The following is a 15,235-nucleotide window of genomic DNA, read 5'->3' as shown; positions in this document are numbered from 1 at the left end:
GACTGTGGGTCCGTTTTGAAGATACGGACCACGGGTCCGCTTTGCAAACGGGGGAGCGGCATGGGCACGGAGGAGCACGATGAAGGAAGGAGCGGCATGACGGAGCACAGGTCCCGCAAGGACGCCGCCCGTAACCGGGAGGCCGTGCTGGCGGCCGCTGATGATCTCTTCACCCGCTGCGGCAGTCCCGAGGACGTCACCATGGCCGATGTCGCGGCGGCGGCGGGCGTCGGCAAGGGCACGATCTTCCGGGCGTTCGGCGATCGCGCCGGGCTGCTCCGCGCGCTGTACGAGGTACGGCTCGAACCGATCAGGGCGGCCGTCGAAGCCGGTCCGCCGCCGCTGGGGCCCACGGCCGCACCGCGGGATCGCGTGCCCGCGCTGCTCGATGCCGTCCTGTGTTTCAAACTCGACAACCGGCGCCTCGCGCTGGCCCTGGAGGACGGCGGGAGCAGCAGCCCGTACCGGGCGGAGCACTACGAGCGGTGGCACAGCCTGCTCCGGGCCGTACTGGAGCAGATCCCCGGCCTGCCCGACAGCGACTTCACCGCCCACGCCCTGCTCGCCGCCACCCGAGCCGACCTTGTGGAGCACCTGGCCGGAGAGGAGCGCGTACCGCGGGAAAGGATGCGCGCTCAACTGGCGGACTTCACCGCCAGATTGCTGACTCCCGGCCCACCGCGAGGAGGGGCCGCGGAGGAGTGACGGAGGGGCGGGCAGGTCGGTGCGGGTCGAGGCGCCGTGGAGAACTGCCCGCTCCTCTCGGGATCCTCTCGATCGGGCCGCGGAACAACGGGAGTTGATGACGTGGTCCCTGTTGTGCCACGCGGCGGCGTCGGTGTGGTCCAGGGCTGATCAGCGGGCGTGCTCCGAGACATGGTCCGAGCTCGCGTTGTCGTCGCGCCACCGGGTGCGGACCGCCCAGGCCGCTCCGCCGAGGGCGAAGCCGTAGACGGAGACCAGGCCGTGGCCGTTGTCCTGGGCGAGCCACATCGCAAGGCCCAGTACCGGCACGCCGATCGCCAGGGCGAGTTCCTTGGGGAGGCGGGTGCGGGTGAGGAAGGCCAGGGCGAGGGTGGCGCCCAGGAAGTAGGTGGCGCCGGAGCTGCCGGCGAAGTTCCGGGGATCGGTGCTGGGACCGTCGCCGAAACCGAGCAGGGTGTCGATCCGGCCGGGCAGCACGATGCCGGCGAGGAAGAAGCCGAGGGTCAGCGGGCCGCCCCAGTACCACTGGGCGAGCGCGGCGACGACGGCGAGGGTGACGAGGTTCCACAGGGCGCCGAGGAGGCCGCCGTTCTGCATGAACACCGAGGTGAACTCGCGCCACCAGCCGGACTTGGCGGGATCCGCGTCCAGCGCGTCCATGGCGCCGGACCAGACCAGCTGGAGCAGGACGCCGCCGACGGCGATCGCGGTCAGGGCGACCGCCGCCCAGGGGATCGGTCGCCCGCGCAGGGTGTCCCGGCCGACCACTCCGAGACCGCAGTTCACCATCATGACCATCAACGCGGCCGTGGTGACGTTGAAGACGATCGCCCCCATGTCTGCCACTCCCCCCGGACTCCGACGTTTCCAACGCCGTTCGAAAATCTGACGGTGCAAAACTAACACAGTTTTCGAACGGTGTTGGAAAACGCTGTACGATGAACTCATGAAGCTCACCAAGGAGCGCATCGTCGACGCGGGCATGGCCGTCTTCGCGGAGGTCGGCTACCAGAACCTGTCCATGCGCCAGGTCGCCGACCGCCTCGACGCCCACGCCGGCAGCCTCTACTACCACGTACGCGGCAAAGAGGAACTGCTCGCCCTGATGGCCGACCGGGTCTGCCGCCGCGCCTACGACGCGGGCACCGCCGCCCTGGCCGCCCTTCCGTCCGCCGCCGTCTGGCAGGACCGCGTCGAAGCCCAGGCCACCGCCCTGCGCGCGGAGATCAAGGAGCACGCCGGGGGCGCCCAACTCCTCGCCGAGAGCCCCGGCATGCTCAGTACCGGTGCGTTCTCCCTGATGGAACGGCTGCTGTGTACCCTGCTCGACGGCGGACTGCCCGCCGGCCACTGCGGTATCGCCGCCGACACCCTGCTCAGTCACGTCACCGGCTTCGTACTCCAGGAACAGAACCAGCCGACCGCCCCACCGGCCGTCACCGCCGACCTCTACGCCGACCTGTGCGAGCGATTCCCCCTGGTCATGGGTGACTTGATCCCTCGACCGGGCGCTGACGAGAAGTTCACCCGAAGCATCCGGCTGCTCTGCACGGGCTTCGCCGCGCTCGACTAGGACGCCCTCAGGTGTCCGGGGCGGCTGACGGGGTGTCGGCCGCGGGCAGCGTCTGTTCGGTCCAGATGGTCTTGCCGCGGCGGGTGCGGCGGGTGCCCCAGCGGTCGGTGAGCCGGGCGACCAGGAGCAGCCCGCGGCCGCCTTCGTCGGTGGTCCGGGGGTGCCGCATGTGCGGGGCCGCGCTGTTGCAGTCGCTGACCTCGCAGATCAGCGAGCGGTCCCGGATCAGTCGTACCTGAATGGTGCCCGACGCGTACCGGATGGCGTTGGTGACCAGCTCGCTGACGATCATCTCCGTCGTGAACGCGAGATCGGACAGCCCCCAACTGGCGAGCTGCCGCTCGGCCAGGGTGCGGGCGGTGGCCACGATCGCCGGATCGCTGGGGAAGGTCCAGGAGGCCACCTGGTCGTCGTGCAGGGCGCGGGTCCGGGCGAGGAGGAGTACGACGTTCTCCTCGGTCCGTCCGGACAGCTGCGCGTAGATCACCGCGTCGCACGCCTCCCGTACGGACGTGTGCTGCTGGGCGAGGACGCGGCGCAGCCGTGCGACGTTCGTGCCGTCCTCGGGCGATCCGCCGACGAGCCCCTCGGTGTAGAGGGCGATCAGGCTTCCTTCCGGCAGCTCCGTCTCCCATGTCTCGAAGGACGGCCCGTCGGCGCCCAGCGGCGGACCGGACGGCGCGTCGGCGGCCGCCACATGCCCGTCCGGGAGGGCGAGCAGCGGCGCGGGATGTCCGGCGCGGGCCACGACCAGGCGCCGGTTCACCGGGTCGTAGACCGCGTAGGCGCAGGTGGCGGTGGTGGGCTGGACCTCCAGCGGGTCGTTGGCGGTGGCCGGGTGGCCCTCCGCGGCGAGTTCGAGCACCAGGTCGCCCAGGTGCGCCAGGACCTCGTCGGGGGCCAGGTCAAGGGCGGCCAGGCTGTGGATCGCGGCGCGCAGCCGGCCCATGCCGGCCACGGCGCGCATGCCGTGCCCGGCCACATCGCCGACCACCAGCGCGGTCCGCGCGCCGGACAGCGGGATGACGTCGTACCACGGGCCGCCCGCGCGCCCCGGCAGATAGCTGAACGCCGCGTCGACGGCGTTCTGGGCGGGCAGCCGGCCCGGCAGCAGGCTGTTCTGGAGGACGAGGGCGGCGGTGTGCTCGCGCGTGTAGCGGCGGGCGTTGTCCAGGCCCAGGGCGGTGTACGCGGCGAGTTCTCCGGCGATGGTCAGATCACCGTCGTCGAACGGCGCGGAGGTCACGGAACGGTAGAAGCAGGCCACGCCGAGCACCACCCCGCGGGCGGCCAGCGGCACGACCATCATCGAGTGCACCCGCCCGGCGTGTATGCGGTCGGCGCGGAGCTGATCGTGCGCCAGCCATGCGCCGTCGTCGACCTCGCGGATCAGCCGGGGCCGCAGATCGGCCAGGCACTGGGTGAGCGGTGTCGGAAAGCGGTACGAGGCCTTCTCGTCGGTGGCGTAGGCGGGCTGAAGACCGGCGGCCCCGGTCGTGCGGAACGCGGTGCGCCGGAAGGTCATCTCGGGGGGTACCGGACCGGGCTCGGGTGCCTCGCCCCGGTGCACGGAGTCGAGCACGTCCACGCTGATGGCGTCCGCCACGCGGCCCACCGCGGTCTCGGCCAGTTCCTCCGCGGTGCGCGCCAGATCGAGGGTCGTACCGATGCGCATGCTGGCGTCGTTGAGGAGTTCGAGACGGGCCCGGTACCGGTGGCGTTCGGTGATGTCGATGGCCAGGGTCGCCACTCCGAGGGGTTCTCCCGCGGGGTTGCACAGCCGGAAGGCCGACAAGGAGAACATGTGTTCGTCATGGGGGTCGGCGGGCGGATATCCGGGCTGGACGAAGTCGATGACGGGCTCGCCCGTGCTCAGGACCTCCCGCATCAGGCGCTCGGCCGTGTCGGTCACCACGGTCGGCGCGACCTCGCGGGCCGGTCTGCCGACCACGCCCTCGGCGGGAACGCCGCGCATCCCGGGCGAGGCGACGTTGAACCGCATCAGACGCAGGTCGGTGTCGAGGACATGCAGCCCGACCGGGGACTCGGTCAGCAGCGCGTCGAGGATCGCCCGGTCGAACTCGCACGGGTAGGTGCCGCGTGTGGGGGTGAGGAAGACGGCCCATGTCGCCGGGCCCTCGACGGCCGGGTGGGGGCACATCCACCATTCGACCTCCACAGGCAGTCCGGTCCGGTCGCGCAGGCGTACCCGGCAGCCGCCACAGCCCGGCGGGGCGTGCGGGAGGCCCGCCCCCTCGGCGGGTTCCGGCCGGACGAGGAGCGACGACAGCGGCCGGCCCACCATCTCCTGGGACCGGTGGCCGAGGAGCCGCTCCGCCTCCGGGCTCCACTCCGTGATCGTCTCGTCGGCGTCCAGGAGGATCACGGCCCGCGGTGTCGCCGGTACGTCGCCGCTCTGCCCCGCGCCCGCACTGGTCATGGCAACCCTCCCGTCCGGAGGAGGCCGGCGTCGCCCGCTCGTCAACTACGTTCAGGGTCGCAGACGAACGGGCCGCTCGCTCGGTCGAGGACCGCGCGGGGGGTGGCTCGACGATCGGCATCGCGCACGGGTCCGGGCGCCGGGGGCGGGCGCCCCTGTGACCACATCAGGCCGACTATGCGTGACAGCTCCCACGCGCACCGCAACCACCCATAGAGTCGGTCCAGTTGACGGGAAGGAAACGAGATGTCCCTTGACCTGACCGAGCTGACGCGTTTCGGCCGTGCGCTGGAGGAGGCGCATGCGCTGCTGGAGGCCGACCGCAAACGCCTGGAGCAGCGGTGCGATCGGGCATCGCGCGCGGACGCCACGGCCGGCGGCCCCACGCAGACGCTCTACGGCGTCACGCTCATGTCCGGGGCCATGTCCCAGGCGCTCACCCGGGTCGCCCTGGCCGCCGGCTACTCCGCCCTCGGCATGGCCGAGCGGGCCGAGCACGAGCTGGTGACGGCGCGGATGTACCCGGTGGGCTTTCCGTCCGGTGCGGACCGCATGGCCCGTCCGCTCGGCGAGGCGACCGTACAGGCCATGGAGTTGATCCGGGACCTCGGCTTCTTCGACGCGGAGATCTCCATCGCGGTCGATGTGGCCCTCGCCGCCCCGCAGGCGACGTATCCGCCGGCCGACTGGGACGAGTACGAGCGGCAGCGGCGCTCCCAGGCCGAATGACCGGCCGCGGGCAGGCCGCCGGTCGGCTGCGGCCTGCGGTGCCGGTCAGGCGGCCGGCACGGGCGTGAACCGCACCGGCAGGCGCCGCGGTCCGCGGGTGAAGACGCCCTCCTCGACCGGCTCGAAGCCGTCCGCGAGGCGCATGTCGGGCATGGCGTCCAGCAGTTGGCCGACACCGGTCTCGATCTCCGCCTTGGCCAGCAGCGCGCCCACGCAGAAGTGCCGGCCGAGCGCGAAGGCGACGTGGTCGGCCGCGGCGGAGAAGGCGGTCGCGGTGGTCAGGTCGTCGCGGAAGATGTCGAAGCGGTCGGCGTCGCGGAAGCGGCTCTCGTCGCGGTTGGCGGCGCCGATCAGGCAGGTGACGGTGGCACCCGCGGGAATGGTGCCGCCGCTGAGCGTCACCTCGGTCGCGGCCTGCCGCATGATCATATGAACGGGTGGGGTGTATCGCAGCGTCTCGGCGAAGGCCCGCGGGATCAGATCCCGGTCCGCGCGGACGGCGGCGAGCTGGTCGGGGTGGCGCAGCAGGTTCGCGAAGATACCGGCCACCGCCTTGTCGGTGGTCTCGCCGCCGGCCGCGAGCAGCAGACTGCAGAACGCCTTGATGTCCTCGTCGCTCATCCGCACCCCGTCGACCTCCGCGGCGCAGAGCGTGGACAGCAGATCATCACCCGGGTTCTCGCGGCGTTCCCGGATGACCGGCAGCATGTACGCGGCGAACTCGACACGGGTCCGCTCGCCCTCCGCGGCCACCTCGGCGTCGCCCGAGAGGTTGCCGAGGAAGGCGATGACGGACGTGTACCAGCGGTGGAAGCGTGCGTGGTCCGCCTTGTCGAGGCCCAGCATGCCGGCGATCACGTTGACCGGGAAGCGGGTGGCGTAGTCGTCGACCAGGTCGGCGGCGCCGGAGTGCCGGAAGGCGTCGATCAGTTCGCGGGAGTTGCGCTCGATGACCGGGAGGAACTTCTCCCGGAGGTCGGAGCCGCGGAAGGCCGGGGCGACGAGGGCACGCCGCACGGCGTGCTCGCGGCCGTCGAGCTGGAGGATCGTCCTGCCGTGCACGGGCTCGATCTGCCAGTCGTAGTTGTCGGTGGTGAACTCGCCGTTCCTGTCCTTGAAGACGCGCTCGACGTCCTCGTGGCGCGAGATGATGTAACTCCGCGTGGCCTCGTGCCAGATGAGGGGCGCGGTGTCGCGCATCAGGCGGTACGCCGGGTAGGGGTCCGCGGCGAACGCGGGCGAGAGGATGTCGGGCACCTGCGCGGTGGACATGGGGCTTCCTCGGATCCGGTGACCGGCCTATGACACAAGCCGTACCGGCGGCCGGTCAAGGGGGCCGCGCGCCAAGCGGTGGCACCGAGTGTCCGGACAGTGGCCGGCGCTTTTCTTCCGTTTGCGGCGGCATGCCTGGCGGGGTTCAGTGAGTACGGACCCTCGGAACAGCGCCCTCGTGGATCGCCGGCGCGCGCCGCCCAGGAGCAGGAGCCGCCATGCGATCACGTCTGGGCGTGGCACGACCCCGGGGTACTCGTCCGAGGAGGATCCCATGTCGCACCATCACCACAAGTCCAATGAGCAGGTCGAAGGAAACCCGGACACCGGTCACGGCCGCGGTATGCCGCGCCGGCCCGACGAGGCGGAACTCGCCGAGCGCACCCGTGAGGACCGGCGGGATGTGAAGGAGGAGCAGGCGGAGATGGAGCGCGAGGAGGACTGACGGTCATCGTTCATACGCTCGCTCGCACCGGTACTCACCCTCCAGGAGGCTTGCATGTCCTCGAAGAGACGCCGTAAGAAGAAGGCACGCCGCAACCACGCCGCCAATCACGGCAAACGCCCCCAGTCCTGAGAGACCGCGGCGCGCGTGCGCACGGTCCTCGGAAACGGCGAGGCGCCCTCCCGGTCGGGGGGCGCCATGGTGCTGTCAGGTTCTGTGCCGAGCATCCGCTCCAGGTAGTGGGCGCTCGGTGTGGCCGGTATCGACCCGGGCCGGGCTCAAGGCGTCCAGGGCCGGGTCCGCGGCCGAGCGGTCACGCGTCCGGGTGCGGCGCGCGGCGGCCGGGCGTGGCTTCGGACCGTTGGCGGCCGGGACGGCCAGGTCAGGGCGGAGGCGTTCAGTACCGGGCGCTCCGCGATGATCGGGTGATGACCGACCGCCGACCGCTGGGCACCGGACCCGCCATCGTCGACGCGTTCCGCACACGGGACACCGACCCGCCGACTCGGCGCGCCCCGCTGGCCGGACGCTGGTCAGCCGCCGTAGTCGGGCAGCACCAGCCCGGAGTGCGCCGCACGCCCCTCCTCCGCGCCTGAGGTCACCAGGGCCCGCGCCGCCGACCCGGGGTCCCGCACCAGCGCGTTGCGGGCCTCCAGTTGCTCGCGGGTGGTGGGCGTGACCACGGTGCCGCCGCCGGTGGCCAGTGCCTGATTGCGCTCCGCGAAGGGTCGCATCCGGCGCTCGTACGCGGCGAAGGCCTCCTGGTGGCTGGCGTGCGTGGCCAGCTCGCCGGCCAGGACGTAAGCGCCCACCAGCGCGACGCTCGACCCCTGCCCGGACAGGAACGAGGTGGCGTGCGCGGCGTCACCGGCCAGTGCCACCCGGCCGTGCGACCACGTGGGCAGGTGGATCTGGCTGACGATGTCGAAGAACAGGTCGTCGGCCCCCCGCATCGCCGTCACCAGGCGCGGCAGGTGCCACACCTGCTCCGGGAAGCGGTCCGCCGCCAGGTCGCGCTGCGCCCGCGGGTCGCGGAACGCCTCGAAGGGGGGCGTCTCGCGGGTGAAGGTGAGGAAGCCGTGCAACCGGTCCGACGGCTCGTGGGCGTACAGCACCGCGCTGCGGCCCGGCTCGTTCCAGATCGCGGCCTCGTGCATGAGCCCGAACTCGTTCGGCAGGGTGAATCCCGCGAAGACGTGCCCGAGGTAGTGGTGGAAGGGCTCCTCAGGGCCGAACACCAGCCTGCGTGTGTTCGAATGCAGTCCGTCCGCGCCGATGACCAGGTCGAAGCTGCGGTGGGCGCCGCTGTCGAACACGACGTGCACGGCGTCGCCGTCGTCGTCCAGTGTGGCGATGGAGTCCTCGAAGAGGAACTCGACCCGGTTGCGCAGCGGCGTGTACAGCGCGTCGGCCAGGTCGCCGCGCCGGACCTCCAGGTCGAGACCGACCGCGCCGCCGGTCATCTGCTCGGGCGCGAGCGAGCCGACCGTCTCACCCGCCGCGTCGATGAACGTGATGCGCTGGGTGTCGACGTGCGCGGCCCTCAGCCGCGGCAGCAGGCCCATGCGGTCCACGGCCTCGCGGGCGGTGCCGCGTATGTCGATGGCGTAGCCGCCGCCGCGCACGGTCGGGGCCTTTTCCACGACGGTGACCTCGAAGCCGTAGTGGTCGAGCCAGTGGGCGAGCGCGGGGCCGGCGATGCTCGCCCCGGAGATCAGGACGCGGCGTACCGGGCGGGAGGCGTGGGACATGGCGGATCAGTCCTTTCGGTAGAAGGAGGATGCCTACCTTAGGTATCCTTTTAGGGATCGTGCGGCAGTGGCCGACGCGAACCGTCCCCACCAATATAGATAACTAACTCAGGTATGTAAATGGAGGTGTCATGACCCCCGAGTCCCCCGGGGTGTCCGGACCGGAGACTCCCCACTCCGATCTGCTCGCCGTGTTGCCCCGGATTACCCAGCTCAGCGCCGCCTTCAGCAAGGGTCGCCTCGTCGAGCGGGCCGCCGAGGCGGCCGGTCTCACCCTCGACCGGCCCGCGATCGGCGTCCTGCTCTGCCTGCGCACGGCCGACGGGGCGCTGCGGATCGGCGAGATCGCCGAACGCATGCAGGTCGTCGGCCCGCACATCACCCGCCAGGTCCAGGCACTGGAGAAGCGCGGTCTGGTGCAGCGCGTCGCGGACCCCCACGACCGACGCGCCAGCCTCGTCGAACCCACCGAGGCCGGCCGGGAGGCGGCCGACCGGTACGTGACCTCGCTCTTCGGCTGGTTCACCGACGCGCTCGCCGGCTGGGCCCCGCGGGACCGCGACGACCTCGCCCGCCTGCTGACCCGGCTCGCCGACGACGTGACGGCCCGGCTGGCCCGGCTGGAGGACGAGGACTGAACACCGGGCCGCCCGAGCCGGGCCACGCTATGGCCGTCAGGCGGGCGCGAGTTGGTGAGCGGCGGCCTCCAGCTCGGCGCTGCCGCCCGGCATTCGTCGACGGGGAGCACACCACGGAGCCGATTACGGCAACGAGTCCGACGCACGCCGCCGGCCGAGCTGGACCCCGACCGGCGGGAGGCGCGGCAGCCGGCCGGGTCCGGTCGGGTCCCGCGTGAGCCGCCTCCTTTGCCGGTATCCAGCCGTACCTCCGTTTGAGCGGAGCGCTGAGTTCCCCTCGCATACGTTGCGGTACTAGACCGCGCGCGGACCGCCCTCCGCCAGCAGGTACAGGTCCTGCGAGGTGCTGATCAGTTCCTGTTCCTCCTGCCGGGAGCCGACCATCGGCCGTGATCCGTTCAGCGGCATCTGGGCGGTCTCCGGGAGGAACCGTACGGTGATCAGTCCGATGGCGCCGGCGAGCATCAGGTAGTACGCGGGCGTCAGACGGTCGCCGGTCAGATTGACCAGCGCCTCGGTGACCAGCGGTGTCGTACCGCCGAACGCGGCCACCGCGACATTGAAGCCGATGCCCATGGCGGCGTAGCGCACCGCCGTCGGGAACAGGGCGGGCAGGGTGGCCGCGCTGGGCGCCGCGAAGCATGCCAGCAGGGTGGCGAGGATCAGCATCCCGAGCAGCGGCAGCCAGGTTCCCCCGCGCATGAGCAGCAGGAACGACGGGACCGCGAGGACGATCATGGCGGCCGCGCTCACCGCGTAGACCGGGCGCCGGCCGACGCGGTCGCTGAGCCGGCCGATGAACGTGATCAGCAGCACGATCCACAGCATGCCGATGAGGACCAGCAGGTCGGCGAAGGTGGGGGAGTGGTGCAGGTCCTCGGTCAGATAGGTCGGCATGAACCCGGTCACCATGTAGTTGGTGACGTTGTAGAGCAGCACGATGCCCATGCACAGCAGCAGTTCACGCCAGTGTCTGCCGATGATGTCCTTGAACTCGCCGCCCACCGAGGCCTGGGCGAGGCTCTTCTCGTGCTCGTCCAGCTGCTGCTGGAAGGCCGGGGACTCCTCCAGCCTGAGCCGGATGTAGAGGCCGATCGCGCCGAGCGGACCGGCGATCAGGAACGGCACACGCCAGCCCCAGGAGAGCATCGCGGCGTCGCTCAGGGCCAGGTTCAGCACGGTGACCAGGGCGGAGCCGAGCGCGTAGCCGACGAAGGTGCCGAAGTCGAGCCAGCTGGAGAGGAAGCCGCGGCGGCGGTCCGGGGCGTACTCGGAGACGAAGGTGGAGGCCCCGCCGTACTCGCCCCCGGTCGAGAAGCCCTGCACCATCCGGGCGATCAGCAGCAGCACCGGAGCCGCGACACCGATGGTCGTGTAGCCGGGGATCAGGCCGATGGAGAAGGTGCCGGCCGCCATCATGATCATGGTGGTGGCCAGCACCTTCTGCCGTCCGACCCGGTCCCCGAGCGGTCCGAAGACGAGCCCGCCGAGCGGTCGTACCACGAAGGCGGCGGCGAACGTCGCGAACGAGGAGATCAGCTGGGCGGTCGGTGAGGCCGACGGGAAGAACACCTTGCCGATGGTCGCGGCCAGATAGCTGTAGATGCCGAAGTCGAACCACTCCATGCAGTTGCCCAGCGCGGAGGCGCCGACCGCGCGCCGGAGCAGGGGGCCCTCGACGATCTGGATGTCGTCCTCGCGAAAGGCCCGTTTGTTACGGCGCAGCCGCCGGGTCAGCTCTTCCCGTACCTGTCGGGGCAGCTCCACGACGGACTTCGGCGGCCTGGTGTTCCCGGGCGGGCCCATGGACCCGTCGGACGTCGCATCACTCACGCGGCAGTCAGCCCTTCGCCGTCGGCAGGATCACCCACCGAATCGTGGGCCCGCCGCACGCGGTGCGCGCGCTGGGACGTCCGTCCGGGCGTACGGGCGTCCGTCCGGGCGTCCGTCCGGACGGGCCTTGTACGACCCGGACGGGTCATGCGGGGTCCGCGACGGTGGGTGCGTTGGGTGCGTTGGGTGCGGTGGGATTCGGGATGCCGGGTTCGGGTGCGTACTGGGCGGCCTGGGCGTCGAACATGGCGGCGTACCGGCCCTGTGCGGCGATGAGTTCGTCGTGCGTGCCCTGTTCGACGAGGCGGCCCGCGTTGAGGACGTAGATGCGGTCGGCGTGCCGGACCCCGGACATGCGGTGGGTGACCAGGACGACCGCCCGGTTCGGGGCGGCGAGGTCACGGATGCGGTCGAAGGCCTCGATCTCGGCTTCGGGGTCGAGCGCGGAGGTGGGCTCGTCGACGATGAGGACACCGTCCGCCTGCGAGGTCGAGCTGCGCCAGTGGGTACGGGCCAGGCCCATTTTCTGCCATTCGCCGCCGGACAGTTCGATGGCGCCGCGGAACATCCGGGCCAGCAGGCTGCGCAGGCCCGCGGGGAGCTTGGCGATGACGGGGCCCGCGCCGGCGTAGTCGACCGACGGCGCCAGGCCCTCCGGTGTGACGGCGTGGGCGGGCCGGCCGAGCCGGATGTTCATCGCCGCGGTCACCGGCCAGCGCTGGAAATCCTGGGTGAGCAGGGAGACGCGTTCGAAGACCTGCGCGCGGTCGAGCCCGGTGATGTCCGCCCGGCCCCAGCACAGGGTGCCGCTCTGGGGCAGCAGCAGGCCGGAGAGGATCTTCATCAGCGTGCTCTTGCCGGAGCCGTTCTCGCCCACCACGGCGGTGACCGAACCCATCGGCAGGGTCAAGGACACCTGGTCCAGGGCGGCCGTGTCACGGTCGGGGTAGCGATAGCTGACCCGGTCCAGGACGACCTCCTCGATCTGCTCGGGCACCGGGTCGCCGCCCGAGGGGATGACGCGCCGCGCGGCCTGGGTCAGGAACCGGCCGTGGTCGCGGACGTAGAGCGATTCCTCGTGCAGCTGGTTGACGTTCATGACCAGCGCGCCCAGACTCGCCGATCCGGTGCGCACCGCGATCACGGCGGTGCCGGCGATGGCGAGGCTCATATGACCGGCCGTGATCAGCCAGAACATGGTCCCGTAGGTGGCGGCCACGGCGAGTCCCGACAGTGCGGAGGCGACCCATTCGGTCAGGGCCTTGCTGGAGGCGAGGCGTTCCTGTTCCGCCTCGGCGCTCTCGGCCATGCGCTGATAGCGGCTGAGGAGGAAGGCGCCGACGGCGTGCAGGCGGACCTCCTGGGCGGCGGTGCGCTCGGTGAGCAGATTGCCGATGAGGCGGCCGGCTCGTACGTGCTCGATCCAGCTCATCACCGATACGTATCGCTCCTGGGCCACACGCATGGCGCCCCAGCCGCGCGGGGCCGCGATGAGGATCAGCATGGGCAGCAGGACCGGGTGCAGCACGGTGAGGACGCCGGCGGTGGTGACCAGCGAGATGAGTCCGTTCAGCGCGGCGACGCAGGCGCCGATCATCCGGCGGGCGGAGCTGGGGCCGTGCTCGGCGACATCGACGAGCCGCCTGAAGTCGGGGTCGTCGATGGCTTCCAGCTCGACGTCGACGGCGGCGGCCAGGTACTGGGTGACGGCGATCCGCTCGACCTTCGGTTCCAGGCGCCCCGCGCGGGAGGTGGACCACGCGGAGAGGGCGGAGTTGACGACGGCGACGGCGGCCGCGGCCAGCAGACCGGGCAACAGCGCGTGCAGGCGCTGGGCGGCGGTGCCGCTTCCGGCGAGCAGGGCGTGCATGACGGCGTTGACGGCGAGCAGACTCACGGCGGCGGCGACGCCCTGGCCGATCTCGCTGACCGCGACGGCGAGCAGCGCGCGCCGGTCGGCCTGCCAGGCCATGCGCAGGGTGGCGCCGACGAGTGCGGGCATCGAGCGCAGCGCGGACATCATGGTCAGGTCCAGCCCCGCGTGCTCGTGTTGGGACCAGCCCAGGTCATAGCGCAGCGGTCCGCCGAACAGCTCCTGCTCGGCGTCGGAGACCAGCGGCTCCGCCATCTTCACCGGTCCGAAGAACCTCTTCACAGGGCGCCTCCCGAGGTGACCCAGTTCGGTGCCCGGTATGACGGGCGTGGGTGAGCATGCGGAAGATAGCGCCGATGAATGATGGTGCGTCGGGTTTTTTCCCGTGGCCGCACTCGGAACGGTGCTCCGAGACGGTACGGCTCGGTGTCGCAGCCGCCCCGGTCATGGCCCGCGCGCGGGGCGCCCGCCGGAGCGCGCGCGGGCGTGGGGTTCAGCCCTGCTTGGGTGCCGTGATGGGCACCAGGCGCAGGGTGAAGGAGTGACCGGCCGGGTCGGTGTAGCCGCGTTCCTCGTACGGCCCTGCCGGGTCCCTCGTCTCGATCGGCCGGCCGCCGAGCCCCACCAGCCGCCGCTCGGCCGCGTCCAAGTCCTCGACGAGGAAGACCAGATGGGACTGGAGGGAGTTCTCCGGGCGGGGCCAGCTGGGGGATACGGCGTTGACGTCACGGCGGAAGGCCAGCCGGATGCCGTCGGTGCCGCGGACCTCCACGAGGTTGGCGGAGGCGTCCGTCTGCTCGCCCTCCAGGAACTCCTTGTAGAACACGGCCAGTTTCTCGGGCTCGGCGCAGTCGAGGACCACGACGCCCGCCTTCACCAATGTCATGCTTCCTCCCAGGGGATGACCTCTTCTGCGGATATCCCCTGGCGGCGGATTCAGTCGGCGGACGGTGATGTGCGCCCCGCCACCGGCCGTGAGGGGAGGCGGCCGGCCCGGGCTCCGTCGGCTCGCTTCAGCCGAGTTGAGCCTCAGCTCGCGCCTCAGCTCATGCCTCAGCTCATGCCTCGGCGAAAGGCGGCGATGTTACGGGCGACCCAGTCGCCGAAGGGCCTCGGGGCGCGGCCCAGGACTCGTGCCACGTCCGAACTGATCCGCAGTTCGGCGGAGTTCGGGGCGCCGATGATGTCCAGGGTGTCGTCGGCGAGCTCCGGCGGCACGAACCGGGTCATCGCGGCCTTGGCCTCCTCGCGGGTGAGTTCATGGAACCGCACCGGCGAACCGAGCGCGGTGGCGATGGCCTCCGCCTGCTGACGTGGCGTGATCACCTCGGGTCCGGTCAGCTCGAAGACCCCGCCGGTGTGCCGGTCCTCCAGCAGGCAGGCGGCAGCGACCTCGGCGATGTCCGCCGGGTCGACGACCGGCACCCCGATGTCGCCGAAGGGCGCGGCGACCACCCCTTGTGTGCGAACGGACTCCGCCCAGGCGAAGGCGTTGGAGGCGAAGCCGCCCGGTCGCAGGACGGCCCAGTCCAGGCCGGACTTCCGCAACGCGTCCTCCAGTGCCCGCATCGCGATCCGCGTCGGGCCGAGCGGTCTGGTCGCCACGCCCTGCGAGGACAGCAGGACGACCCGGCGGACCCCGCTCGCCGCGGCCAGGTCGATGATGTCGGCCGGCCTGGCTTCGGGGGCGTGCAGATCGCCGGACAGCAGCAGGAACAGTGCCTTCGCCCCGTCCAGCACGGCGGCGAGGCCCTGCGGCCGGGCCAGGTCGGCCTGTATGTGCCGGACCCCGTCCGGCACCGTCGCCGCGTGCCGCGACACCGCCGTCACCTGCTCGCCCGCCTCGGCCAGGGCCTGCGTCAGAGTCCGGCCCACGTTCCCGGTAGCCCCGGTCACCACGATCATGTTCAGCTCCTTGTTCGTTGTGCGCTACGGGAGTTGACGCTAGGAGCTGGGCTTACTTTCCGTAAGGACAT

13 protein-coding genes are annotated in these 15,235 nt (G+C 71.4%); 5 read left to right on the top strand and 8 right to left on the bottom strand.

Annotated features, from left to right (window positions below; all coding sequences use genetic code 11):
• Positions 1–96 precede the first annotated feature (96 nt).
• Complete coding sequence (locus AB0N90_RS21180) at positions 97–705, top strand: TetR/AcrR family transcriptional regulator (RefSeq protein WP_365198696.1); 609 nt, start codon at positions 97–99, stop codon at positions 703–705.
• A gap of 150 nt (positions 706–855) precedes the next feature.
• Here the strand turns inward: AB0N90_RS21180 and AB0N90_RS21175 are convergent, their stop codons facing one another.
• Positions 856–1,542 (bottom strand): hypothetical protein, encoded by a 687-nt coding sequence (locus AB0N90_RS21175; protein WP_365198694.1) that lies wholly within the window; start codon positions 1,540–1,542, stop codon positions 856–858.
• Between the two features lie 109 nt (positions 1,543–1,651).
• Here AB0N90_RS21175 and AB0N90_RS21170 point away from each other — a divergent pair, with 109 nt between their 5' ends.
• Positions 1,652–2,278 carry a TetR/AcrR family transcriptional regulator gene (locus AB0N90_RS21170; protein WP_365198692.1) on the top strand — a complete coding sequence of 209 codons (627 nt, stop codon included), beginning with the start codon at positions 1,652–1,654 and terminating at the stop codon, positions 2,276–2,278.
• Positions 2,279–2,285: 7 nt separating this feature from the next.
• Here the strand turns inward: AB0N90_RS21170 and AB0N90_RS21165 are convergent, their stop codons facing one another.
• Positions 2,286–4,718, bottom strand: coding sequence for a SpoIIE family protein phosphatase (locus AB0N90_RS21165; RefSeq protein WP_365198689.1), 2,433 nt, complete (start codon positions 4,716–4,718; stop codon positions 2,286–2,288).
• 246 nt (positions 4,719–4,964) lie between these two features.
• Here AB0N90_RS21165 and AB0N90_RS21160 point away from each other — a divergent pair, with 246 nt between their 5' ends.
• Entirely contained in the window at positions 4,965–5,447 is a 483-nt protein-coding gene (locus AB0N90_RS21160) for a hypothetical protein (RefSeq protein ID WP_361678667.1), read from the top strand.
• 45 nt (positions 5,448–5,492) lie between these two features.
• On the opposite strand, the gene AB0N90_RS21155 is transcribed toward AB0N90_RS21160, so the two are convergent.
• Positions 5,493–6,719 carry a cytochrome P450 gene (locus AB0N90_RS21155; protein WP_365198686.1) on the bottom strand — a complete coding sequence of 409 codons (1,227 nt, stop codon included), beginning with the start codon at positions 6,717–6,719 and terminating at the stop codon, positions 5,493–5,495.
• A 274-nt stretch (positions 6,720–6,993) separates the two neighbouring features.
• Here AB0N90_RS21155 and AB0N90_RS21150 point away from each other — a divergent pair, with 274 nt between their 5' ends.
• The gene (locus tag AB0N90_RS21150; protein ID WP_164932471.1) at positions 6,994–7,164 is read left to right on the top strand and encodes a hypothetical protein; all 171 of its coding nucleotides are present in this window, start codon (positions 6,994–6,996) and stop codon (positions 7,162–7,164) included.
• A 533-nt stretch (positions 7,165–7,697) separates the two neighbouring features.
• On the opposite strand, the gene AB0N90_RS21145 is transcribed toward AB0N90_RS21150, so the two are convergent.
• Entirely contained in the window at positions 7,698–8,915 is a 1,218-nt protein-coding gene (locus AB0N90_RS21145; protein WP_365198684.1) for an FAD-dependent monooxygenase, read from the bottom strand.
• A 131-nt stretch (positions 8,916–9,046) separates the two neighbouring features.
• On the opposite strand from AB0N90_RS21145, the gene AB0N90_RS21140 reads away from it, so the two are divergent.
• Complete coding sequence (locus tag AB0N90_RS21140; RefSeq protein WP_361678677.1) at positions 9,047–9,553, top strand: MarR family transcriptional regulator; 507 nt, start codon at positions 9,047–9,049, stop codon at positions 9,551–9,553.
• A 294-nt stretch (positions 9,554–9,847) separates the two neighbouring features.
• Here AB0N90_RS21140 and AB0N90_RS21135 read toward each other — a convergent pair whose 3' ends face one another.
• From AB0N90_RS21135 to AB0N90_RS21120, 4 genes are all read right to left on the bottom strand, one after another.
• Positions 9,848–11,359 carry an MFS transporter gene (locus AB0N90_RS21135; RefSeq protein ID WP_365199120.1) on the bottom strand — a complete coding sequence of 504 codons (1,512 nt, stop codon included), beginning with the start codon at positions 11,357–11,359 and terminating at the stop codon, positions 9,848–9,850.
• Between the two features lie 172 nt (positions 11,360–11,531).
• Positions 11,532–13,541 carry an ABC transporter ATP-binding protein gene (locus AB0N90_RS21130; protein ID WP_365198681.1) on the bottom strand — a complete coding sequence of 670 codons (2,010 nt, stop codon included), beginning with the start codon at positions 13,539–13,541 and terminating at the stop codon, positions 11,532–11,534.
• A gap of 211 nt (positions 13,542–13,752) precedes the next feature.
• Positions 13,753–14,145 carry a VOC family protein gene (locus AB0N90_RS21125; RefSeq protein ID WP_361678683.1) on the bottom strand — a complete coding sequence of 131 codons (393 nt, stop codon included), beginning with the start codon at positions 14,143–14,145 and terminating at the stop codon, positions 13,753–13,755.
• Between the two features lie 167 nt (positions 14,146–14,312).
• A complete protein-coding gene (locus AB0N90_RS21120) occupies positions 14,313–15,164 on the bottom strand; it encodes an NAD(P)H-binding protein (protein WP_365198678.1) in 852 nt (283 codons plus the stop codon).
• Between the last annotated feature and the right edge of the window lie 71 nt (positions 15,165–15,235).

This window comes from Streptomyces sp. NPDC093018 (genome assembly GCF_040684035.1).
Classification (GTDB): domain Bacteria; phylum Actinomycetota; class Actinomycetes; order Streptomycetales; family Streptomycetaceae; genus Streptomyces; species Streptomyces murinus.
Note: the sequence above shows the minus strand (reverse complement) of the source record. Positions and strands in the feature narration are given on the sequence as shown.